General features: G+C 66.7%; 23 protein-coding genes and 2 tRNA genes. 12 read left to right on the top strand and 13 right to left on the bottom strand.

Translation table 11 applies throughout. The features are described 5' to 3' along the window. Positions 1–48: 48 nt before the first annotated feature. Both ASE34_RS09305 and ASE34_RS09310 read right to left on the bottom strand, forming a co-directional pair. Positions 49–1,893, bottom strand: coding sequence for a DEAD/DEAH box helicase (locus ASE34_RS09305; protein WP_056278685.1), 1,845 nt, complete (start codon positions 1,891–1,893; stop codon positions 49–51). A gap of 46 nt (positions 1,894–1,939) precedes the next feature. Beyond that, positions 1,940–3,640, bottom strand: coding sequence for a long-chain-fatty-acid--CoA ligase (locus ASE34_RS09310; protein ID WP_056278686.1), 1,701 nt, complete (start codon positions 3,638–3,640; stop codon positions 1,940–1,942). 67 nt (positions 3,641–3,707) lie between these two features. Between ASE34_RS09310 and gatC the strand changes: the two genes are divergently transcribed. The 6 genes from gatC to ASE34_RS09340 are packed head-to-tail and all read left to right on the top strand — an operon-like array spanning position 3,708 to position 9,259. Beyond that, complete coding sequence (gatC, locus tag ASE34_RS09315) at positions 3,708–4,007, top strand: Asp-tRNA(Asn)/Glu-tRNA(Gln) amidotransferase subunit GatC (protein WP_056278687.1); 300 nt, start codon at positions 3,708–3,710, stop codon at positions 4,005–4,007. After that, positions 4,004–5,521, top strand: coding sequence for an Asp-tRNA(Asn)/Glu-tRNA(Gln) amidotransferase subunit GatA (gene gatA / locus ASE34_RS09320; protein WP_053096013.1), 1,518 nt, complete (start codon positions 4,004–4,006; stop codon positions 5,519–5,521). The genes gatC and gatA overlap by 4 nt, the downstream gene beginning before the upstream one ends. Continuing rightward, a complete protein-coding gene (gene gatB / locus ASE34_RS09325; RefSeq protein ID WP_056278688.1) occupies positions 5,521–7,035 on the top strand; it encodes an Asp-tRNA(Asn)/Glu-tRNA(Gln) amidotransferase subunit GatB in 1,515 nt (504 codons plus the stop codon). The genes gatA and gatB overlap by 1 nt, the downstream gene beginning before the upstream one ends. Before the next feature lie 47 nt (positions 7,036–7,082). Next, a complete protein-coding gene (gene dinB, locus ASE34_RS09330) occupies positions 7,083–8,339 on the top strand; it encodes a DNA polymerase IV (RefSeq protein WP_056278689.1) in 1,257 nt (418 codons plus the stop codon). Positions 8,340–8,376: 37 nt separating this feature from the next. Further along, complete coding sequence (locus ASE34_RS09335) at positions 8,377–8,694, top strand: hypothetical protein (protein ID WP_053096016.1); 318 nt, start codon at positions 8,377–8,379, stop codon at positions 8,692–8,694. Next, a complete protein-coding gene (locus ASE34_RS09340) occupies positions 8,678–9,259 on the top strand; it encodes a hypothetical protein (protein ID WP_157538167.1) in 582 nt (193 codons plus the stop codon). Before ASE34_RS09335 ends, ASE34_RS09340 begins: the two co-directional genes overlap by 17 nt. Before the next feature lies 1 nt (position 9,260). On the opposite strand, the gene ASE34_RS09345 is transcribed toward ASE34_RS09340, so the two are convergent. From ASE34_RS09345 to orn, 6 genes are all read right to left on the bottom strand, one after another. Beyond that, on the bottom strand, positions 9,261–9,752 hold the full coding sequence (locus tag ASE34_RS09345; RefSeq protein ID WP_056278691.1) for a DUF2017 family protein: 492 nt from the start codon (positions 9,750–9,752) through the stop codon (positions 9,261–9,263). Then, positions 9,749–10,042, bottom strand: a complete 294-nt coding sequence (gene clpS / locus ASE34_RS09350; RefSeq protein WP_053096019.1) for an ATP-dependent Clp protease adapter ClpS — start codon at positions 10,040–10,042, stop codon at positions 9,749–9,751. Before clpS ends, ASE34_RS09345 begins: the two co-directional genes overlap by 4 nt. Further along, a complete protein-coding gene (locus ASE34_RS09355) occupies positions 10,039–10,386 on the bottom strand; it encodes a metallopeptidase family protein (RefSeq protein WP_056278692.1) in 348 nt (115 codons plus the stop codon). The genes clpS and ASE34_RS09355 overlap by 4 nt, the downstream gene beginning before the upstream one ends. A gap of 36 nt (positions 10,387–10,422) precedes the next feature. Next, entirely contained in the window at positions 10,423–11,052 is a 630-nt protein-coding gene (locus tag ASE34_RS09360; RefSeq protein ID WP_056278693.1) for a LysE family transporter, read from the bottom strand. Positions 11,053–11,177: 125 nt separating this feature from the next. Continuing rightward, positions 11,178–11,253 (bottom strand) — tRNA-His (locus ASE34_RS09365). 36 nt (positions 11,254–11,289) lie between these two features. Next, positions 11,290–11,916: an oligoribonuclease gene (gene orn, locus ASE34_RS09370; RefSeq protein WP_053096022.1), complete on the bottom strand. Its 627-nt coding sequence runs from the start codon at positions 11,914–11,916 to the stop codon at positions 11,290–11,292. 59 nt (positions 11,917–11,975) lie between these two features. Here orn and ASE34_RS09375 point away from each other — a divergent pair. Beyond that, a tRNA-Arg gene (locus tag ASE34_RS09375) sits at positions 11,976–12,051 on the top strand. 24 nt (positions 12,052–12,075) lie between these two features. Here the strand turns inward: ASE34_RS09375 and ASE34_RS09380 are convergent. After that, positions 12,076–12,345 carry a hypothetical protein gene (locus ASE34_RS09380; protein ID WP_053096023.1) on the bottom strand — a complete coding sequence of 90 codons (270 nt, stop codon included), beginning with the start codon at positions 12,343–12,345 and terminating at the stop codon, positions 12,076–12,078. A 202-nt stretch (positions 12,346–12,547) separates the two neighbouring features. On the opposite strand from ASE34_RS09380, the gene ASE34_RS09385 reads away from it, so the two are divergent. From ASE34_RS09385 to ASE34_RS09400, 4 genes are all read left to right on the top strand, one after another. Further along, positions 12,548–13,093, top strand: coding sequence for a single-stranded DNA-binding protein (locus ASE34_RS09385; protein WP_053096024.1), 546 nt, complete (start codon positions 12,548–12,550; stop codon positions 13,091–13,093). 81 nt (positions 13,094–13,174) lie between these two features. After that, on the top strand, positions 13,175–13,678 hold the full coding sequence (locus ASE34_RS18000; protein ID WP_072591251.1) for a DUF6993 domain-containing protein: 504 nt from the start codon (positions 13,175–13,177) through the stop codon (positions 13,676–13,678). 83 nt (positions 13,679–13,761) lie between these two features. After that, positions 13,762–15,441 (top strand): energy-dependent translational throttle protein EttA, encoded by a 1,680-nt coding sequence (gene ettA / locus ASE34_RS09395; RefSeq protein WP_053096025.1) that lies wholly within the window; start codon positions 13,762–13,764, stop codon positions 15,439–15,441. Between the two features lie 7 nt (positions 15,442–15,448). After that, on the top strand, positions 15,449–15,937 hold the full coding sequence (locus ASE34_RS09400; RefSeq protein WP_056278694.1) for an acyl-CoA thioesterase: 489 nt from the start codon (positions 15,449–15,451) through the stop codon (positions 15,935–15,937). A 29-nt stretch (positions 15,938–15,966) separates the two neighbouring features. Here ASE34_RS09400 and ASE34_RS09405 read toward each other — a convergent pair whose 3' ends face one another. After that, positions 15,967–16,854, bottom strand: coding sequence for an acyl-CoA thioesterase (locus ASE34_RS09405; protein ID WP_056278695.1), 888 nt, complete (start codon positions 16,852–16,854; stop codon positions 15,967–15,969). Between the two features lie 51 nt (positions 16,855–16,905). On the opposite strand from ASE34_RS09405, the gene ASE34_RS09410 reads away from it, so the two are divergent. Then, a complete protein-coding gene (locus ASE34_RS09410; RefSeq protein WP_056278696.1) occupies positions 16,906–17,571 on the top strand; it encodes a hypothetical protein in 666 nt (221 codons plus the stop codon). A gap of 12 nt (positions 17,572–17,583) precedes the next feature. Here ASE34_RS09410 and ASE34_RS09415 read toward each other — a convergent pair whose 3' ends face one another. Genes ASE34_RS09415 through ASE34_RS09425 form a run of 3 tightly spaced genes read right to left on the bottom strand, consistent with a single transcriptional unit; the run spans position 17,584 to position 20,758 of the window. Then, a complete protein-coding gene (locus ASE34_RS09415; protein ID WP_056278697.1) occupies positions 17,584–19,242 on the bottom strand; it encodes an FAD-binding dehydrogenase in 1,659 nt (552 codons plus the stop codon). Next, positions 19,239–19,730 (bottom strand): globin, encoded by a 492-nt coding sequence (locus ASE34_RS09420; protein WP_222839269.1) that lies wholly within the window; start codon positions 19,728–19,730, stop codon positions 19,239–19,241. The genes ASE34_RS09415 and ASE34_RS09420 overlap by 4 nt, the downstream gene beginning before the upstream one ends. Further along, positions 19,685–20,758, bottom strand: a complete 1,074-nt coding sequence (locus ASE34_RS09425; RefSeq protein WP_056278698.1) for a mechanosensitive ion channel family protein — start codon at positions 20,756–20,758, stop codon at positions 19,685–19,687. Before ASE34_RS09425 ends, ASE34_RS09420 begins: the two co-directional genes overlap by 46 nt. Between the last annotated feature and the right edge of the window lie 73 nt (positions 20,759–20,831).

The following is a 20,831-nucleotide window of genomic DNA, read 5'->3' on the forward strand; positions in this document are numbered from 1 at the left end:
CCCGGACTTTCGTCCGGGCACGGCGCGCTCGATGCGTTCTACGGCTGATCAGCCCTTGTGTCGGGGCTTGCGGAACGGCTTCTCGCCTCGCTCATCGGTGCGAGCAGGACGGTCGTCACGGTCGTAGCGCGGACGGTCATCGCGGCGCTCGAACCCACCGCGGGCGCCGTCACGAGGGCCGTCGTTACGACGGGCTCCAGGCCCACGGTCGGGCTTGATCTCGATGAGCCGACCCGAGATGCGGGTGTCCTTCAGCTTCTCCAGGACGGACGAGTCGAGGTTCGCCGGCAACTCGACGACAGTGAAGTCCGGCCGGATGTTGATCGCGCCGAAGTCATCACGACCCAGGCCGCCCTCATTCGCGAGTGCGCCGACGATCTGACGGGGCTCGACGCGGTGACGGCGTCCGACCTCGATGCGGTACGGCTTGTAGTCGCCGCGCCCACGGCGCTCGCGCGGTTCGCGGGTCTCGCGACGCTCGCGAGTGTTGCTCTCGCGCGGCGGACGGTTGTCGTACTCGACCGCTTTCGACAGGGCGTCGTCGGCCGGGTCGAGCAGCAGAGGAGTATCGCCCTGGGCGACGACAGCGAGCGCAGCTGCGACATCGGCCTCGGGCACATCGTGGTTGCGCACGTAGTGGTCGATGATGTCGCGGAACTTCTCGATGCGCGTGCTATCGCTGAGCGCCGTCGTGATCGCGTCGTCGAAGCGGGCGAGGCGCGTGGTGTTCACGTCGTCGAGGCTGGGCAGCTGCATCTGAGTGGGCTGCTGACGCGTGGCCTTCTCGATCGACTTGAGCAGGTAGCGCTCACGCGGGGTGATGAAGCTGATCGCGTCTCCGGTGCGTCCCGCGCGGCCGGTGCGGCCGATGCGGTGCACGTACGACTCGGTGTCGGTGGGGATGTCGAAGTTGATGACGTGGCTGATGCGCTCGACGTCGAGACCGCGAGCGGCCACGTCGGTCGCGACGAGGATGTCGAGCTTGCTCGCCTTGAGCTGGTTGACGCTGCGCTCACGCTGGACCTGCGGCACGTCGCCGTTGATGGCGGCGGCGGAGTATCCGCGGGCACGCAGCTTCTCGGCCAGCGTCTCGGTCTCGTTCTTCGTGCGGACGAACACGATCATGCCGTCGAAGTTCTCGACCTCGAGGATGCGAGTGAGCGCATCCACCTTCTGCGCGTACGACACCACGAGGTACCGCTGCGTGATGTTGGTGCCGGTGGCGGTCTTCGACTTGATGCTGATCTCTTCGGGCTCACGCAGGTACTTCTGCGCGAGTCGGCGGATCTGCGGGGGCATGGTCGCTGAGAAGAGGGCTACCTGCTTCTCCTCGGGCGTCTGCGAGAGGATCTGCTCGACGTCTTCGGCGAAGCCCATCTTGAGCATCTCGTCGGCTTCATCGAGCACCAGGTACTGCAGCTGGGACAGGTCGAGGGTGCCCTTGGCGAGGTGGTCCATGATGCGACCGGGGGTGCCGACGATCACGTGCACGCCGCGGCGCAGCGCCGACAGCTGCACGCCATAGCCCTGTCCGCCGTAGACGGGGAGGACGTGGACGCCCTTCATCTTCGACGCGTACGACTCGAACGCCTCGCACACCTGCAGAGCGAGCTCGCGGGTCGGAGCCAGCACGAGAGCTTGCGGGGTCTTCTGGGACACGTCGAGGCGCTCGAGCACGGGGAGCGCGAATGCCGCGGTCTTTCCCGTTCCGGTCTGCGCCATACCGACGACATCGCGACCGGAGAGCAGGGTCGGGATCGTGGCGGCTTGGATGGGGGAGGGGGTCTCGTAGCCGAGGTCCTTGATGGCCTTGAGGACGGGGCCGGTGATGCCGAGCTCCTCGAATCCAGGGGTCTCGGGGGCGTCGGTGGGCACAGCGTCTTCAGGAGTCACTGACCAAGGGTAGCGCTTCGCGGGATTCCGCGCCTGTGAGGGCGCCTCAGGAGCCGGAAGTCAGAGTGAGCAGTCTCTCCTTGACCTGGCGACGCAGCACCTTGCCGATCAGCGATTTGGGCAGCTCGTCGACGATGAACAGACGCCGCGGAACCTTGTACGGCGTGAGGATGCTGCGCGCATACTCGCGGATCGCTTCGACGTCGATGTCTGCCCCCGCGTCGACGACGATCGCGGCGACGACCTCCTCGCCGGAGTGGTCGCTCGGCAGACCGACCACGGCAGCGTCCACGACCTGAGGATGCTGACGCAGAGCGCTCTCGACCTCGGTGGGGGCCACGTTGAAGCCGCCGGTGATGATCAGCTCCTTGATGCGGTCGACGATCCGGATGAAACCCGCCTCATCGACCGTCACGATGTCACCGGTGCGGAACCAGCCGTCGACGAAGACCGCCTCCGTCTCCTCCGGCTTGCCGTAGTAGCCGGAGAACACCTGGGGTCCGCGCACCAGGAGCTCACCCGCGGATCCCTCAGGAACGTCGACGGTCGGGTTCTCGGGATCGACGACGCGGCATTCGGTTCCCGGAAGAGGAAGTCCCACGGTGCCGGGGACGCGGTTGTCAGCGACGGGGTTCGCCATCAACACGGGGGAGCACTCGCTGAGTCCGTACCCCTCGACGAGGAAGCCATGCGTCGCCGCCTCGAACGGCACCACGAGTTCGTGCGGCAAAGCCATGGCGCCGGAGATCGCGACCTCGATGCCGTCGAGCGAGACATCCTTCGCCTTCGCCGCCGACAGCAGGCGGTCGGCGATCGGGGGCACGAGGGGAAGGAAGGTGGCGGGGTGCTTCTTCATCACGTCGAGCACGAGATCCGGATCGAACTTCGGGAAGAGCACCAGGCGCGCACCCATGGACATCGCGAATGTCAGACAGAGCGTGAGACCGTAGGCGTGGAACATCGGCAGCACCGCGTACACGACGCAGCCCTTGCCGCGCTGGATCGACGGAACCCATGCCTGCGATTGCGCGGCGTTCGCGAGCAGGTTGCCGTGGGTCAGGGCGGCGCCCTTGGGGGTTCCCGTGGTGCCGGACGTGTACTGGATGATCGCGAGGTCGTCGGTGGCGGGCTTCGGATGAGCGGCAGGGATCGGGGCGGACTGCACCAGCGAGTCCCAGGTGACGGTTCCTCGCACCTTCTCGGTCAGAGCGGCGCGAGACTCACGGGCCTTCGCCACCGGCAGCCGCAGCGCCACACGAGTGAGAAGGGGCATCGCGCGCGTCACATCGACGGAGATGAGGTTCGTCACGGCGAGGTCGGCGGGGAACTCCTGCACCGTGGCGACGACCTTGTTCCACACGATCGCGTGCTTCGCGCCATGGTCCTCGAACTGCTTCCGCAGCTCGCGCGGGGTGTAGAGCGGGTTGTGCTCGACGACGACGGCGCCGAGACGGAGCACCGCGTAGAACGCCACGATGTGCTGCGGACAGTTCGGAAGCACGATCGCCACGGGATCGCCCGCCCGCACGCCGAGGTCGCGCAGTCCTGCGGCTGCTCGGTCGATCGCATTCTGCAGTTCTGAGTACGACGTCTCACGACCGAAGAACTGCAGGGCGGGGGCATCCGGGTAGTCGCGGGCGGACGCGGCGACGATGTCGACCAGCGATCCGGACACGGGGGAGAGGTCTTCCGGGACGCCTGCGGCATAGCTGGCGATCCATGGGCGAGGAGGCTGGTACGAGCTCACCCGCCCAGCATAGGGCGGCTTCGCCGGACTGCAGGGACCCGGTGAGCACGGCAACTAGACTGGGGCCGTGTCTGAAATCACCCCTGATCTTGTGCGTCATCTCGGCGTGCTCGCGCGCATCCAGCTCAACGACGACGAGGTGTCCCGACTCACGGGCCAGCTCGATGCCATCGTCGACAACATCGCGAAGGTGTCGGAGGTCGCAGGCCCCGACATCGCAGCGACGAGTCATCCGATTCCGCTGAGCAACGTCTACCGTCCCGATGTGGTGGGCGAGACCCTCACACACGAGCAGGTGCTCCAGAACGCGCCGGATCAGGCCGACGGCCGATTCCGCGTCACCGCGATCCTGGGAGAAGAGCTGTGAGCGACATCATCCGCATGACTGCGGCGGAGCTTGCCGACAAGCTCGCCAGCCGCGAGATCTCGAGCGTCGAGGCCACTCGCGCTCACCTCGACCGCATCGCAGCCGTCGACGGCGACGTTCATGCCTTCCTGCACATCAACGAGGGTGCGCTCGAGGCGGCCGCCGCTGTCGATGCCCAGCGTGCGGCGGGTGAGCAGCTCGGCCCGATCGCCGGCGTGCCGCTCGCGATCAAGGACGTCCTCGTGACGACCGACCAGCCGACGACGAGCGGCTCGCGGATCCTCGAGGGCTACCGCTCGCCGTACGACGCCACGGTCGTCGCCCGCTCGCGCGCGGCGGGGCTGATCCCGCTCGGCAAGACCAACATGGACGAGTTCGCCATGGGGTCCTCGACAGAGCACTCCGCCTACGGTCCCACCCGCAACCCGTGGGACCTCGACCGGATCCCGGGCGGTTCCGGCGGCGGATCGGCGGCAGCAGTCGCCGCTTTCGAGGCTCCGCTGGCACTCGGCTCCGACACCGGCGGCTCGATCCGTCAGCCTGCTCATGTCACCGGCACGGTGGGCGTCAAGCCGACCTACGGCGGCGTCAGCCGCTACGGGGCCATCGCACTCGCCTCCAGCCTCGACCAGGTCGGACCCGTCACGCGTACAGTGCTCGACGCGGGTCTCCTGCACGATGCGATCGGCGGGCACGACCCGAAGGACTCCACGTCTTTGCGTGACGTGTGGCCCTCATTCGCTGACGCGGCCCGTGAGGGCGCGCGCGGTGACGTGCTCAAGGGGCTCAAGGTCGGTGTCATCCGAGAGCTGCCGGACAGCGGGTTCCAGCCCGGTGTCGCGGAATCGTTCCGCAGCGCGCTCGCGATGATGGAGGCGCAGGGCGCGGAGATCGTCGAGATCGGCGCTCCGCACTTCGAGTACGGCGTCGCGGCCTACTACCTGATCCTGCCTGCAGAGGCGTCGAGCAACCTCGCGAAGTTCGACTCGGTGCGCTTCGGCCTGCGCGTCACGCCCCACGGCACCCCCACCGTCGAGGACGTCATGTCCGCCACGCGTGACGCCGGGTTCGGCGACGAGGTGAAGCGACGCATCATCCTCGGCACCTACGCGCTGTCGGCCGGCTACTACGACGCGTACTACGGCAGTGCTCAGAAGGTGCGCACGCTCATTCAGCAGGACTTCGCGAACGCCTTCGCGGAGGTCGACGTCATCGCGACGCCCTCGGCTCCGACCACTGCGTTCAAGATCGGCGAGAAGATCGACGATCCGCTGCAGATGTATCTGAACGACATCACGACCATTCCCGTCAACCTCGCGGGCGTTCCCGGCATCTCGGTCCCCAGCGGACTCGCGTCGGAAGACGGATTGCCCGTCGGCATCCAGTTCATCGCACCGGCGCGGGAGGATGCGCGACTCTACAAGGTGGGCGCCGCCGTCGAGACGCTGCTCGTCGATTCGTGGGGAGCGCCGCTTCTCACGCGTGCACCCCAGCTCGTGGGAGGGACCCGCTGATGGCCACCGCCAAGCTCATGGACTTCGACAAGGCGCTCGAACTGTACGAGCCCGTGCTCGGGTTCGAGGTCCACGTCGAGCTCAACACGCACACCAAGATGTTCTCGGACGCGCCGAACCCGGCGAACGAGCTCTACCACGCCGCCGAGCCCAACACGCTGATCGCGCCGGTGGATCTGGGCCTGCCCGGATCGCTCCCGGTCGTGAACGAGACGGCGATCCGTTCGTCGATCAGTCTCGGTCTCGCTCTCGGATGCTCGATCGCACCGTCGAGCCGCTTCGCCCGGAAGAACTACTTCTACCCGGATCTCGGCAAGAACTACCAGATCTCCCAGTACGACGAGCCGATCGCGTTCGAGGGTTCCGTCGAGGTGGAGCTCGAGGACGGCACGATCGTGCAGATCCCCATCGAGCGCGCCCACATGGAGGAGGACGCCGGCAAGCTCACCCACATGGGTGGCGCGACCGGACGCATCCAGGGAGCCGAATACTCGCTCGTCGACTACAACCGCGCCGGTGTGCCGCTCGTCGAGATCGTGACGAAGACGATCTTCGGCGCCGAGCACCGCGCCCCCGAGGTCGCCAAGGCATACGTCGCGACGATCCGTGACATCGTGCGCAGCCTCGGGATCTCCGAGGCGCGTCTGGAACGAGGCAACCTGCGCTGCGACGCGAACGTGTCGCTGCGTCCCCGCGGACAGGAGAAGCTGGGCACCCGCACCGAGACGAAGAACGTCAACTCGATGCGCTCGGTCGAGCGTGCCGTCCGGTACGAGATCCAGCGTCAGGCGCAGATCCTCGCCGATGGCGGGACCATCACTCAGGAGACGCGACACTGGCACGAGGACACCGGGACGACCTCGCCCGGTCGTCCGAAGTCGGATGCGGACGACTATCGCTACTTCCCTGAGCCCGATCTCCTGCCGGTGGAGCCTGCAGCAGAGCTGATCGATGCCCTGCGTGCCGAGCTCCCGGAACAGCCCGTCGCCCGTCGACGCCGTCTGATGGCCGAGTGGGGCTTCACGGACCTGGAGTTCCAGGACGTGCGCAATGGAGGGCTGCTGGAGGTCGTCGAAGCGACGATCGCCGCCGGCGCGACTCCGGCGACGGCCCGGAAGTGGTGGACGGGCGAGATCACGCGCCTCGCCAACTCACAGGAGAAGGACGTCACCGAGCTGGTCTCGCCCAAGAACGTCGCGGCCCTGCAGAAACTCGTCGACGCCGGAACGCTCACAGACAAGCTCGCGCGTCAGGTGCTCGAGGGCGTCATTGCGGGCGAGGGCACGCCTCAGGAGGTCGTCGACGGCCGCGGACTCGCGGTCGTCTCGGATGACGGTGCGCTGATCGCAGCGATCGACGACGCACTCGCAGCGCAGCCCGATGTGCTGGCCAAGATCAAGGACGGAAAGGTCCAGGCCGCCGGGGCCGTTATCGGCGCTGTGATGAAGGCGATGAAGGGCCAGGCGGACGCCGCCCGTGTCCGCGAACTCGTCCTCGAGCGCGCTGCGCAGTAACCGGTTCCCCCGGGCCTCATGTCCGAGGCCCGGGGGAGAATGGTGTCATGGGTCACGGTGACGGCAGAGGGCGCATCGTGTCGTCCGCGGATGCCGACGACACCGGCACGAGCATCCTGCACGTCGATATGGATGCGTTCTACGCGGCCGTCGAGGTGCTCGATGATCCGAGCCTGCGAGGACTGCCGTTGATCATCGGAGCGCCTGACGGTCGCTCGGTGGTGTCGAGCGCCTCGTACGAGGCTCGTCGCTACGGCGTTCGCGCAGCTATGCCGGTCTCTCAGGCTCTGCGCCTGTGTCCTTCTGCGCGCATCGTCCCTCCGCATTTCCATCGATACCACGCCGTCTCGCGACAGGTCATGGCGATCTTCGAGTCGTTCACGCCTCTCGTCGAGCCGCTCTCTGTCGACGAGGCGTTTCTCGATGTGCGGGGCGTCCGACGTCTGTGGGGGAGCCCTGCGAGAATCGCGTACCTCGTTCGCGAGCGAGTCAGAGAAGAGGTCGGGATCACCTGCAGCGTCGGCGTCGCTGCGACCAAGCATGTGGCGAAGATGGCCTCGACGATCTCGAAACCTGACGGGATGCTGGTCATCGCCGCATCGGAAACCCAGGACTTCCTCGATCCGCGCCCAGTGCGTGCGATGTGGGGTGTGGGCCCGAAAGCCGCCGAAGCGCTGGAGGGACGAGGAATTCGCACAGTGCGGGACATCCGCACCTCGTCGCAGGCGATTCTCGACCGTGCCGTCGGACCGGCTCTGAGCGCTCGGCTCTCGGAACTCGCCCGCGGGGAGGACCCCCGTGCAGTCGAGACCGAGCGGGTGGAGAAGAGCATCGGGCACGAGGAGACGTTCGACACGGACATCATGGACCGATCGTTCCTCAGGGCTGAGCTGCTGCGCCTCGCGGACCGCGTCGCGGCGCGTCTGCGGAAAGCAGAGTGGGAGACCTCGACCGTCGCCATCAAGATCAGGTTCGACGACTTCCGCACCATCAGCCGTTCACAGACGCTCCCGGAACCCACCGCGGTGGGGCAGCGCATCGGCGAAGCGGCTCAGACGCTCTTCGATCAGATCGAGCGACGCGATCCTGTGCGGCTCGTCGGGGTGCGCGCAGAGAAGCTGCGCCCCGCCGGCGGTGGCGGGTTCGGCCTGTGGGACGACGATGAGGACTGGCGACGCGTCGAGGGCGCGGTCGACGACGCCGTGGCACGGTTCGGGAGCGCCACGATCAGTCGAGCGCGCCACATAGGGCGCGGTGACGGCCGCGGCGCTGCCCAGCATCCCAAGGCCCATGGACTGGATTGACGCTTGTCGCGGACGATTCCTGGACTAGCGTGGAGCCATGCCCAACATTGCACTGGAACTCGGAAAGCAGGCCGCCGCGTTCGGCGTGAAGAGCGCGTACGGCGAACAGCAGGATGTCGATGGAGTGAGCATCACTCCTGTCGCTTTCACCTACTCCGGCTTCGGCGGAGGCAGCGGTGACGGCGCCGAAGGCGGTGGTGGCGGAGGTGTCTCCGTGCCGGTCGGCGTCTACGTCCGCCGCGAGGAGGGACTCCGATTCGAGCCCAACATCGTGACGCTGCTCGTCGTCGCCGTGCCGTTCATCTGGGTCACCGGGCGCGCGCTCTCTCGCATCATCCGTGCACTCAAGAAGTGACGACCCGGTCGCTGTCGCGCTCGAGCGCGCAGCGACCCAGATCGTCGAGGACATCCGGATGCTGTCTGCGGCCAATCCGGTCGTCCTCATCGACGGTCGCAGCGGTGCCGGTAAGACGACTCTCGCCCGGATGCTCGTCCAGCGCTGGCCGATCGCCGGACGGGTGCAGCTCGTCGCTCTCGACTCCATCTACCCCGGTTGGGACGGCCTCAGCGACGGAGTGGAGCGAGCACTGAACGGTATTCTGCGTCCGCATGGTCGCGGGTACCTCGGGGAGTGGCGACGCTGGGACTGGGCGAAGGGCGCCGAGGCTGAGACTCACGCGGTAGACCCCTCGCTGGGCGTGCTCATCGAGGGGAGCGGGATACTGACCCCGGCCACCGCGGCGATCGCGGACGTGCGCGTCTGGATCGAGTCCGCCGAAACCGGCCGCAAGGCGCGGGCTCTGGCGCGGGATGGGGAGACGTACCGGCCTCATTGGGAGCAGTGGGCGCGGCAGGAAAGCGATCACATCGCGCGCGATGATCCCCGCTCCCTGGCGACCAGGGTCGTCGAAGTGCCGTAGCTCAGAGGAGGCGGTCCGCCGCTTCGACAGTCAGCTCGAGACGATATCCGAGCCAGTCGTAGACACCGTACCTCGGGTCGTCGGGATCATGATCGTCATCGTTCTGGATCCCGAGACGCTCGGCGATGACGAGTCGGAGGGCGGTGAGCGTGCGCATCCACGCGTCGACATCAGACAGGGGGATGTCGAGATCGTGCTCTGCGAAGGCTTCGTCCCGGGGCATGTCGCCGAGGTCCCCGCGCATCCCGGCGAGTGCGGTACGGACGATGTCCGCGTCCAGAGCGCGTCGATCCAAGAGATCGTCTCGGGTCGCGTCACGGAACGCGCGCGACGAGTCTTCGTCTTCGGGATAGGGGTCTGGAATCAGGCGACCGATCGCGGGATCCTCGACGTCGCGGTTCGCTCCCACGAGTTCACGGAAGTCGTCGACCAGGTGCACCAGCTGCGCACCCTCGACGCGGGCCATCCGCACCCGTACGGTCAGGTCGGTCACCTCGAAGCCTTTCGGACGGTCGCCCAGAGGCCGTAGTCGTGCATCGCCTGCGCGTGCACCTCCATCGTCTCGCGCGGGCCCGTAGCGACGATGGCCTGACCGTCGTGGTGCACCTGTCGCATCAGCATCGTGGCTCGCTCGAGCGAATATCCGAAATAGGTGCGGAAGACCCGCACGACGTAGCTCATCAGATTCACCGGGTCGTTCCACACGACGACCTCCCAGGGCTCGAGCGGGGCGGCCGAGAGATCGAGCTGTTCGTCGATGTCAGGTGTAGCGAGGGGACTCATGCCCAGCCCAGCGTGTGGAGCTGCTCGTCGTCGATGCCGTAGAAGTGCGCGATCTCGTGCACGAGGGTCGTATGGATCTCGTCGCGAAGCTCGTCATCGGTGTCGCAGGCGGCCAGATGAGACTCGCGATAGACGACGATCCGATCCGGGAGCTCCCCGGAGCCGTATTGCGTGCGCTCCGTCAGGGCCAAGCCGTCATAGAGTCCGAGCAGGTCGAGGCTTCCATCCTCCGGACGATCCTCGACGACGAACACCACGTTCTCCAGCCCGTCGACCATCTCGTCGGGCAGGCGATCGAGCTCGTCGATCACGAGCTCTTCGAAGTCCGCTGCATCCATCTCCATCAGCTCCAGCCTATTGCCGGCTGGGGGAGCTGCGCGTCAGTGGAGGAAGACGAGGAGGCCCGCGACGGCGATGAAGAGGACGCCGAAGACACTGTTGAGCGTCCGCTGCCCTCGCGAGGATCTCGTGAGCCTGCGGAACGGCCCGGCCGCTGTGGCGAAGAATCCCCACATCACCACGATGTCGACGATGATGACGGTGCCGATGAGAGTGAGGTACTGGGGGAGTTGGGGCTCGTCCAGTCGGATGAACTGCGGGATGAAGGCGAGGAAGAAGACGATCGCCTTGGGATTGAGTAGGTTGACCCAGAATCCGCGTCTGATCATCGACCAGTGGCCCTCGTGCAGGTCGACGACCGTCCCGTCGTCATCGGCGGCACGTCGAGGCCTCGTGAGGATCAGTCGGATTCCGAGGAAGACCAGGTACGCCGCGCCGGCATACCTGATCACGTTGAAGAGGACTTCGGACTGCGAGACGAGAAGCCCCAGGCCCGCGGCGACGATCACGACATGGAGGACGAGAGCCAGCTGCTGCCCGAGGATGCCCCAGATCGATCGGCGCCAGCCCTGACTCAGAGCGTTCGACATCGTGTTGATGGCACCGGCGCCCGGCGTGAAGCTGATCACCACGCAGGCGGTCAGAAGCGAGAACCACACGGCGAGCGACACCCCGCAATCCTAGGGGCAGCTCAGCGTGCTCTCGATCACCGCCGCCTGGGCTTCAGGACCGCGGCGTCATCCGACGAGGAGAACAGAAGAAGGTCCGAGTCTCTCGACTCGGACCTTCTTCTGAGTGGGGTGAGTAACGGGACTCGAACCCGCGACATCCGGCACCACAAGCCAGCGCTCTACCAGCTGAGCTATACCCACCATGTGCCAATCGCGATTGGCAACCAGACGAGTCTATTACATGTTCGGGGTGAACTCTGACACGGTGCGAGTGGCGATGTCGCGAGCGTCGTCACTCGACGGTCCGGGCTCGTCGACGAAGACCGCCTCACGGTAGTACCGCAGCTCGCGGATCGACTCGAGGATGTCCGCGAGGGCGCGGTGTCCGCCGTCCTTCGCCGGCGCCTGGAAGAACACCCGCGGGTACCACCGCCGCGACAACTCCTTGATGCTGGAGACGTCGACGTTGCGGTAGTGCAGCCACTGGTCCACCTGGCTCATGTACTTCGCCAGGAACATGCGGTCGGTGCCGATGGTGTTGCCTGCGAGCGGAGCCTTGCGTTCGAGGGGGACGAACCGCTTGATGTAGGCGAGGGTCTGCTCCTCGGCCTCGGCCAGCGAGACGCCATGCGGGATCTCTGTGATCAGCCCGGAGGACTCGTGCATCTTCGTCACGAAGTCGTTCATGTTCTCGAGTGCTGCGTCGCTCGGGCGGATCACGATCTGGAAGCCGGGATCGACCGGACGCAGTTCGAAATCAGTGATGACGACGGCGATCTCGACGAGCTCGTCGACGGAGAGATCGAGACCGGTCATCTCACAGTCGATCCAGACGAGGCGGTCGTTCTCTGAGGCAGATACCATGTCGCCATCCTATCGACGGCTCCGACATCCGAGTCGGGCGCGGTACGGTAGTTCTGTGCGCCTCCGTAGCTCAGGGGATAGAGCAGGAGCCTTCTAATCTCTTGGTCGCAGGTTCGAATCCTGCCGGGGGCACCATCGCCTGGGCACGTGTGCGGAGGCTCATCCGTTCCGCAGCGCGGCCACCGCATCGTCTGCGCTCCAGAAGTCTCCGACGAGTCGGAAAGACGACGTGGCGAGGTGGAGGCGTTCCGCCCGATACCTGACCCCGAGGGGATCCGGGACGAGGCGCAGATGCCCGAGGACCCGGTCCTTCGCGTCCTGCACCCGCCAGAGATGGGCTGAGGCGCGCACAAGGTGCTCCTTCTTCGCCGACAGCCGCGGCGTCGCGTGGGGAACCTCGGGGACGGACGTGATCAGGGTGGCGGACATCGAATCTCCTTTCCTGATTCGAACGTATGACCGACCACCGACATTGCGCGGGTGGCGTGAGGCGGCGGCAAGCGCAGTTCTTCTGCACATGCGGACGTCGATTCTGGTTGTTCAGGATCTGGTGTTCCGCGTGCGCAGGAAGCACCGCCGGAGCGCACTCTGTAGCGAGCCGGACGCACGTTCCGGGCACAGAGGAGCGAACATGTACGACACAGTGACGATCGTGGGAAACGTTGCGACCGATCCCACCCAGGGGCGCACGACCAGCGGGATCCCTGTCACGAACTTCCGACTCGCCAGCACTCACAGGCGGTTCGACGAATCGACGCGGACCTGGATCGACGTGGTCACGAACTGGTATTCGGTCGCGGCTTTTCGCCAGTTGGGAGAGCATGCCAAGGCCTCGCTGCGGGCGGGCGACAGCGTGATCGTCACCGGGAGGATGAAGATCCGCGCCTGGGAGAACAACGGCAAGCAGGGGACCAGCGTCGACATCGACGCGGATGCGATCGGCCACGACCTCCGCTGGGGCACGACCGCGTATCGCCGTAGTTCCAGATCGACCGTCGACGCGCCTCCGCGAGGTGGCGCGGCGCCGTCGGATGCGGTCAGCGACGACGCGGGGAGCCTGGGCTCGAGCGATGAGATGAAGGACATCGACACGTCGTGGGCCGCGAACGACGCCGAGCCTGCGGGATCAGGCAGCGACCTCGTGGGTTCGTTCCCCTCAGGGTCCGGTGCGTCCTGAGGGCGGGTGAGGACTGCGTCCGACGCACTCGATCGTGGTGAGCCGGACGCGTGCGGAGGAGGACGCCCGTAGACTCGGTTCGTGCTTCGACGACCGGACTCCTCCGCACCGCGTTCAGCGATCGCAGTCGGCATCGGCACGACTCTGGTGCTGCTGCTGACGGCGTGCGGTCCGACAGCCTCGCCCGCACCGGCACCGGGTCCGACCGACGCCGCTGCGTCGCCGGGGCCGTCGGCATCTCCGGCAGGTCCCGTGTTCGTGGCGGACGGCAGTGCGGAGGACAACCTCCCGCTCTTCGCAGCCGTGACCGACGGCGTATGGGCATCCGAGCAGAGGGTTTCCGGCCGCGCGTATATCGATGCCCTGACGGCGGCCGGCTTCGACAAGGCCGCCATGCAGGTGACCGCAGACGTCACGACGGTCGGAAACCCGGTCGAGAGCCTGCAGTTCGCGGTGCGTTGGGGCGACGCGGAGTGCCTCGTCGGTCAGGTGGGACCGTCGACCGGCGAGCCCGTCGCCGTCGTGATGCCCCAGCTCGCAGAGGGGCGCTGTCTCGTCGGTGCGACGCGGGCAATCGACTGGTGATACGGCGGCTCCGGTAGCGAGCCCTGCGATCGCCGGTAGGCTGGAGTGTCGATCTTCGACGCCAACAGAAGGAGCGGTTTTCGGTGGCTGAGTACATCTACTCGATGGTTCGTGCGCGCAAGGCGGTGGGCGACAAGCTCATCCTCGATGACGTCACCATGGCATTCCTCCCCGGTGCCAAGATCGGCATGGTGGGTCCGAACGGCGCCGGCAAGTCGACGATCCTCAAGATCATGGCCGGCATGGACACGCCGTCCAACGGCGAGGCGAAGCTGTCTCCCGGCTTCTCCGTCGGGATCCTGATGCAGGAGCCCGAGCTCGACGAGAGCAAGACCGTCATCGAGAACATCCAGGACGGCATCGCCATCAAGGCGAAGGTCGACCGCTTCAACGAGATCTCGATGCTGATGGCCGACCCGGATGCGGACTTCGACTCGCTTTTGGCCGAGATGGGCACACTGCAGGAAGAGATCGATGCAGCCGATGGCTGGGACCTCGACTCGCAGCTCGAGCAGGCGATGGACGCCCTCCGCACGCCGCCGGCCGATGCCGCCATCGCGCCTCTCTCCGGTGGAGAGAAGCGCCGAGTCGCGCTGGCGAAGCTCCTGCTCCAGAAGCCCGATCTTCTGCTGCTCGACGAGCCCACCAACCACCTGGACGCCGAGAGCGTGCTCTGGCTCGAACAGCACCTGCAGGCGTACAAGGGCGCGGTGATCGCGATCACCCACGACCGGTACTTCCTCGACCACGTCGCCGAGTGGATCGCCGAGGTCGACCGTGGTCGGCTCATCGGGTACGAGGGCAACTACTCGACCTATCTGGAGAAGAAGGGCGAACGCCTCGAGATCCAGGGCAAGAAGGACGCCAAGCTCGCCAAGCGCCTCAAGGAGGAGCTCGAGTGGGTGCGGTCGAGCGCGAAGGGCCGTCAGACCAAGTCCAAGGCACGTCTCGCGCGGTACGAGGAGATGGCGACCGAGGCAGAGCGGACCAGGAAGCTGGACTTCGAGGAGATCACGATCCCGGCGGGTCCCCGACTCGGGAGTGTCGTCATCGACGCGAAGAACCTGAAGAAGGGGTTCGACGGGCGTTCGCTCATCGACGGCCTCAGCTTCAGCCTTCCGCCGAACGGCATCGTCGGCGTGATCGGCCCGAACGGTGTGGGTAAGACGACGCTGTTCAAGACGATCGTCGGCCTCGAGCCGCTCGACGCGGGCGATCTCAAGATCGGTGAGACGGTCAAGATCAGCTACGTCGACCAGTCCCGGTCGAACATCGACCCGGACAAGACGCTGTGGGAGGTCGTCTCCGACGGGCTCGACTTCATCACCGTGGGCAAGACGGAGATCCCCTCGCGCGCGTACGTCTCGAAGTTCGGCTTCAAGGGACCGGACCAGCAGAAGAAGGCCGGTGTGCTCTCCGGTGGTGAGCGCAACCGACTGAACCTGGCCCTCACCCTGAAAGAGGGCGGCAACCTGCTGCTGCTCGACGAGCCCACCAACGACCTGGACGTCGAGACGCTGAGCTCCCTCGAGAACGCGCTGCTCGAGTTCCCCGGCTGTGCAGTCGTGATCACCCACGACCGGTGGTTCCTCGACCGCATCGCGACGCACATCCTCGCGTACGAGGGTACCGACGAGAAGCCCGACCAGTGGTACTGGTTCGAGGGCAACTTCGAGGCGTACGAGGAGAACAAGATCCAGCGCCTCGGTGCAGACGCGGCGAAGCCGCACCGCTCGACGCACCGCAAGCTCACGCGCGACTGACCGCCCGATGTCCGACCTGACACCGGGATCCCGGCTGCACATCCCGATCCACCTCCGCTGGGGGGATCTGGACGCCTTCAATCACGTCAACAACACCTCGATGCTGAAGCTCCTCGAGGAGGCGCGCGTACGCGCGTTCTGGCGTGCGGGTCCCGGTGAGCAGGCGCCATCCACCGCTGTGCTCGACTCAGGCATCGACGAGGGAACGCTGACGCTCATCGCTCGTCAGGAGATCGAGTATCTCGCACCGGTGCCGTATCAACGGCGCCCGCTCGAAGTGCAGATGTGGTTCGGCAAGCTCGGCGGCTCCAGCGTCGAGGTCTGCTACGAGGTGCACAACGACCCCACGGCGGAACCTCGCACGATCTATGCGCGCTCCACCGCCATCATCGTGCTCGTCGATGCGAAGACCGGACGACCCACGCGGCTCACGCAGGAGATGCGCGAGGCCTGGGAACCGTACGTCGGACCGTCCATCGAGTACGCCCACCGGTGAGGTGAGCTGACTCGTCGGCGCCGGCCGGATCACGCCGGTGCGGGCACCCTGACCATGATCTCCTGCGCGACCGAGGCGACGAGGTCGCCCGACTGCGTGTAGATGCGTCCCTGGGCGAGTCCACGGCCGCCGCGCGCGTTCGGAGACTCCTGAAGATAGAGCAACCACTCGTCGACACGTGCGGGACGGTGCCACCACATCGCGTGGTCCAGGCTCGCCACCTTGAGCCCGGGCAGGCCCCAATAGACGCCATGGGCCCGGAGGATCGATTCCTGGATCGTCATGTCGCTCAGGTATGCGAGAGCCGCCCTGTGGATGCGCTGGTCATCGGGAAGCGGCGCCTTCATGCGCATCCACACACCCTGTTGAGGGACGCGGTCGTCTGCGCTCGGCAGAAACAGAGGCGAGTCGATATGGCGCACGTCGGCCGCGCGATCACTGAGCATCCGCACGACGCCGGACGGCAGACCGTCGACGCGCTGCTCATCGGGGAGCAAGGAGTCGGGACCGGGGACATCGGCGGGCATGGGGACGGCATGCTCGAGTCCCGGATCCTCGTCCTGGAAGGACGCGATCATCGAGAAGATCGGTACGCCGTTCTGATAGGCCTGTGATCGGCGAGTCGAGAAGGATCGCCCGTCGTGGATGCGATCCACGGCGATCGTGATTCCCTGACTCGCGTCGCCCGGCCGCAGGAAGTAGCCGTGCATGGAGTGGACGGCCCGATCCTCCGGAAGCGTGCGCTCCGCGGCGAGCAGGCTCTGCGCGAGCACCTGGCCACCGTAGATCCGTCCGGACGGCATCGGATGCGACGAACCGGTGAAGATGTCCTCGGTGGTGCGTGCCTGCGTCGAGTCGAGATCGAGCACGTCGAGGAGTTGTTCGACGGTGCGGATCGCGTGGGCGTCGGCGGTCATGACTTCCTTCCCGCGACTGCGGATGCTTCTGGCGTTGCTAGTTTAGAGGGTGTGCCCCACCAGCTTCTTCTCGCAGACGCCGAGACCGCGAAGGACGTTCTGACCTTCCTCGGACGAGCGAGCCGCATCTCCGATGAAGGGGTTCGGCTGCAGGCAGCGAGGGGAGTCCTCGCGCTGACGGGCGCCGCGCTCTCTCCTCACGGCCTGTTCGATCAGACTCCGACCGTGCTGGCGATGCGAGTCGTCCAGGCGGACCCCGAGCTCGAGTGCGACGTCGTCGTCGCCGCGCTCACAGCGACGGACGACGAGCGCGCCCTGACACTGCCGGAGACCGGGCTCTCACCCGCGTGGGCCGGGGTCGCCCCGCCGCGCGGCCACTGGCAGGCGACGTCGACTCTGACGGCATCCGTGATCGCCCGACGCGCCCAGTGGGGGATCAGCGCCGTTGCTCGTGGAGCGACGCCGGGCGCGGGCGAGGAGGCGGTCAGAGCCCTCCGTGCGGCCATCTGGGGCGAGCCCGATGACGATCTCGGCGGTCTGCCGCGCGGAGTGGCATTCGCGGCGGACGCGTTCGGCTTCATCTCCGGCGAGGAGGACGTTCCGGTCATGCAATCGGGGCGATGGACTCGGCTCGCCTTCCGTCGCGGACACGTTCTCTCCCGAGGCCCGGTCGCGTCGGGCCTGACCGCCGTCAGGGGTACGGGCTCCGCACAGTAGACGCGTACGAGCTCACCGCGCGGCAGCGCGCCCGGCCTGACGACCCGAGAAGAGACATCCGCCGAGGAACGTGCCCTCGAGCGCGCGGTAGCCGTGCATCCCGCCGCCGCCGAAGCCGCTCGCCTCGCCCGCGGCATACAGACCGGGGATCGGTTCGCCGTCGGCTCCGAGAGCACGGCCGTCGAGATCGGTATTGATTCCGCCGAGTGATTTCCGCGTGAGGACGTGCAGTTTCACAGCGACGAGCGGACCTGCTGCCGGATCCTGGAGCCGGTGCGGTGCGGCGGTGCGGATCAGCCTGTCGCCACGATATCCGCGCATGGAGCGAAGCATGCCGATCTGGGCGTCCTTCGAGAACTCGTTGTCCATCTCCAGGTCGCGCGCCACGACCTCCCGTCGGACGTGGTCGATGTCGAGCGATTCGCCGCCGGGATGCCGCTTCATCTGCTCGAGCAGGGACTCGAGATCGTTCTCGACGATGAAGTCCGCACCCTCGTCGAGGAATGCCTGCACCGGGCCGGTCGGTCCCTTCGCCAGTCGGGACTTCACCAGCAGACCGACGTCCTTGCCCGTCAGGTCGGGGTTCTGCTCACTTCCCGAGAGGGCGAACTCCTTCTCGACGATCTGACGAGAGGTGATGAACCACGAGTGGTCGTAGCCGGTGCGGCGGAGGTGGGCGAGCGTGCCCAGCGTGTCGAAGCCAGGAAACAGGGGGACAGGCAATCGCGTCCCCGTGGCATCGAGCCACAGCGACGAGGGTCCGGGGAGGATGCGGATGCCGTGGGACGGCCAGACCGGATCCCAGTTCGTGATGCCTTCGACGTAGTGCCACATCCGGTCACCGTTCACGAGGCGAGCCCCCGCCGCGTCCGAGACGGCGTGCATCGATCCGTCCACGTACGCGGGCACCCCCGTCAGCATGTGCTCGGGCGGCACGCCGAGGCTCGCAGGCCATGCCGCACGCACGAGATCGTGGTTGCCGCCGATGCCGCCCGAGGAGACGATCGTCGCTCCGGCGCTGATCTCGAAGTCGCCGATCGCGGACCGTGACGACTCGACGCCGCGAAGCGCGGGGCTCGACTCCAGGATCGTTCCCCGTACGCCGGTGACGGCTCCGTCGGTGGTGACGAGTTCGGTCACCCGGTGGCGGGGCAGGATCGTGATCCGGCCCTCGCGCTCACCCTGTTCGACTGCTGCGGCGAACGGAGCCACGACACCGGGGCCGGTGCCCCAGGTGATGTGGAATCGCGGAACCGAGTTGCCCGGACCGAGTGCACCGTATCCGCCTCGCTCGGCCCATCCGACCACGGGGAAGAACGTGACGCCGCGTTCGCGCAGCCACGCGCGCTTCTCACCGGCCGCGAACTGGAGGTAGGCCTCGGCCCACCGGCGCGGCCAGTGATCCTCCGGGCGGTCGAAGGAGGCCGTTCCGAACCAGTCCTGGGTCGCCAGCGCGAGCGAATCCCGGATCCCCATCCGTCGCTGCTCGGGCGAATCGATGAAGAAGAGTCCGCCGAACGACCACCACGCCTGCCCGCCGAGATTCGTGCGCGGCTCCTGGTCGACGAGGATCACGCGACGCCCGGCATCCAACGCCTCACTCGCCGCGACGAGCCCGGCAAGCCCCCATCCGATGACCAGTACGTCTGCAGACAGGGGCGTGGTCGTCATGTGCTCTCCGTTGATTCCTGACGTGATCGCGTCTCGAGCGTGGGACGCCCGGCGGAGGGTGCGCCGATGCCGGACGGCTCGAATGTGTTCACCATGGCATACGCGGCTCGTTCCAGGTAGTCCCAGAGCGTCGATTCGTGGAGTGGCGACAACTCCGCCTCGTCCACGGCCGTTCGCATGTGCCGGAGCCACCGGTCACGCGCGTCGGGGTCGACGTGGAACGGCATGTGGCGCATCCTGAGGCGGGGGTGGCCACGAGTCTCGCCGTACGTCGTGGGGCCGCCCCAGTACTGCTCGAGGAACAGGAGCAGGCGTTCCTCGGCGGGGCCGAGATCCTCTTCGGGATACATCGGCTTCAGGACAGGATCGAGTGCGACCTCGCGGTAGAAGACCGACACGATCTTCGCGAAGGTGTCGCGACCGCCGACCTCGTCGTAGAAAGTCACTTCTGGGGGCTCCCGTCGTCGTTCGTCTTCTTGCGTCGCCAGATTCCCCTGTCCGGGATCGCAGGCACGCCGGTGACCGCGTTCGGACGGGTCTTGGGCGGATTCGCACCCCGAACCCGGCGTGCACCGTCGAGACCGGTGGGCACGACCGTCGTCATGCTCGGGAGCGCGATCTCGTTCTCGAGCAGGGCCGACCGCAGACGCTTGCGCAGTTCCTGCGCCACGTCGTCCTTGGCGTTCGCGCGAGCCTTGATCACGAGACGGATGACCAGGGCGTCGCCGTCGATCGACTCGAGACCCCACAGCTCCGGCTTCTCGACGATGCGAGTTCGCCACTTCGGATCCTTGGCCAGCGCCAGCGCGGTGTCCAACATGGTCTGCTCGGCCTTGTCGAAGTCCGAGTCGACGGGCACACCGACGTCGATGATCGCGCGCGCCCAACCCTGGGACATGTTGCCGATGCGGAGCACCTCGCCGTTCCGGACGTACCAGAGGGTGCCGTTCACATCACGGACCTGGGTGATGCGCACACTCACGTACTCGACGACGCCTGACGCGAGACCGAGATCGACGACGTCGCCGATGCCGATCTGATCCTCCGCGACGATGAACATGCCGTTCAGCACGTCCTTGACGATGTTCTGAGCGCCGAAGCCGAGGCCCGCGCCGACCGCCGCAGTGAGCAGGGTGAGGGAACCGAGCAGGGTGGGGGACAGATGGTTGACCACCAGCACGATCGCGATCACCACGAGCATCACATTGACGATGTTCTGCAGGATCGTCCCGAGAGTTCGCGTCCGCTGCACGAGGCGCATGTCGGCGAGCGGAGATCGCTCGAGGGCCTGGGTGTCGTCGACGTCTGCCTTGCTCTTCGCACTGTCGACGATCCGGTGCACGACGCGTCGGATGACCACTCGGAGGACCAGACCGATCAGGATGCAGCCGCCGATGATCGCGACGACCCCGAGAGCTTGGAGGCCCACGTCCCGGAGCACGGTGACAGCATCCATCCACCAGTCGGGGAGTGGGGTCTCTGCAGGGTCAGGGTTCGTATCGAATGGCTGCATCATCCCCTCCAGAGTAGCGATCAGGCCTCTGCGCGGGCTGGATGCACCGCACAGAGGCCTGATCGGGAGAGACGGG

The organism is Microbacterium sp. Root280D1 (assembly GCF_001428975.1).
Classification (GTDB): domain Bacteria; phylum Actinomycetota; class Actinomycetes; order Actinomycetales; family Microbacteriaceae; genus Microbacterium.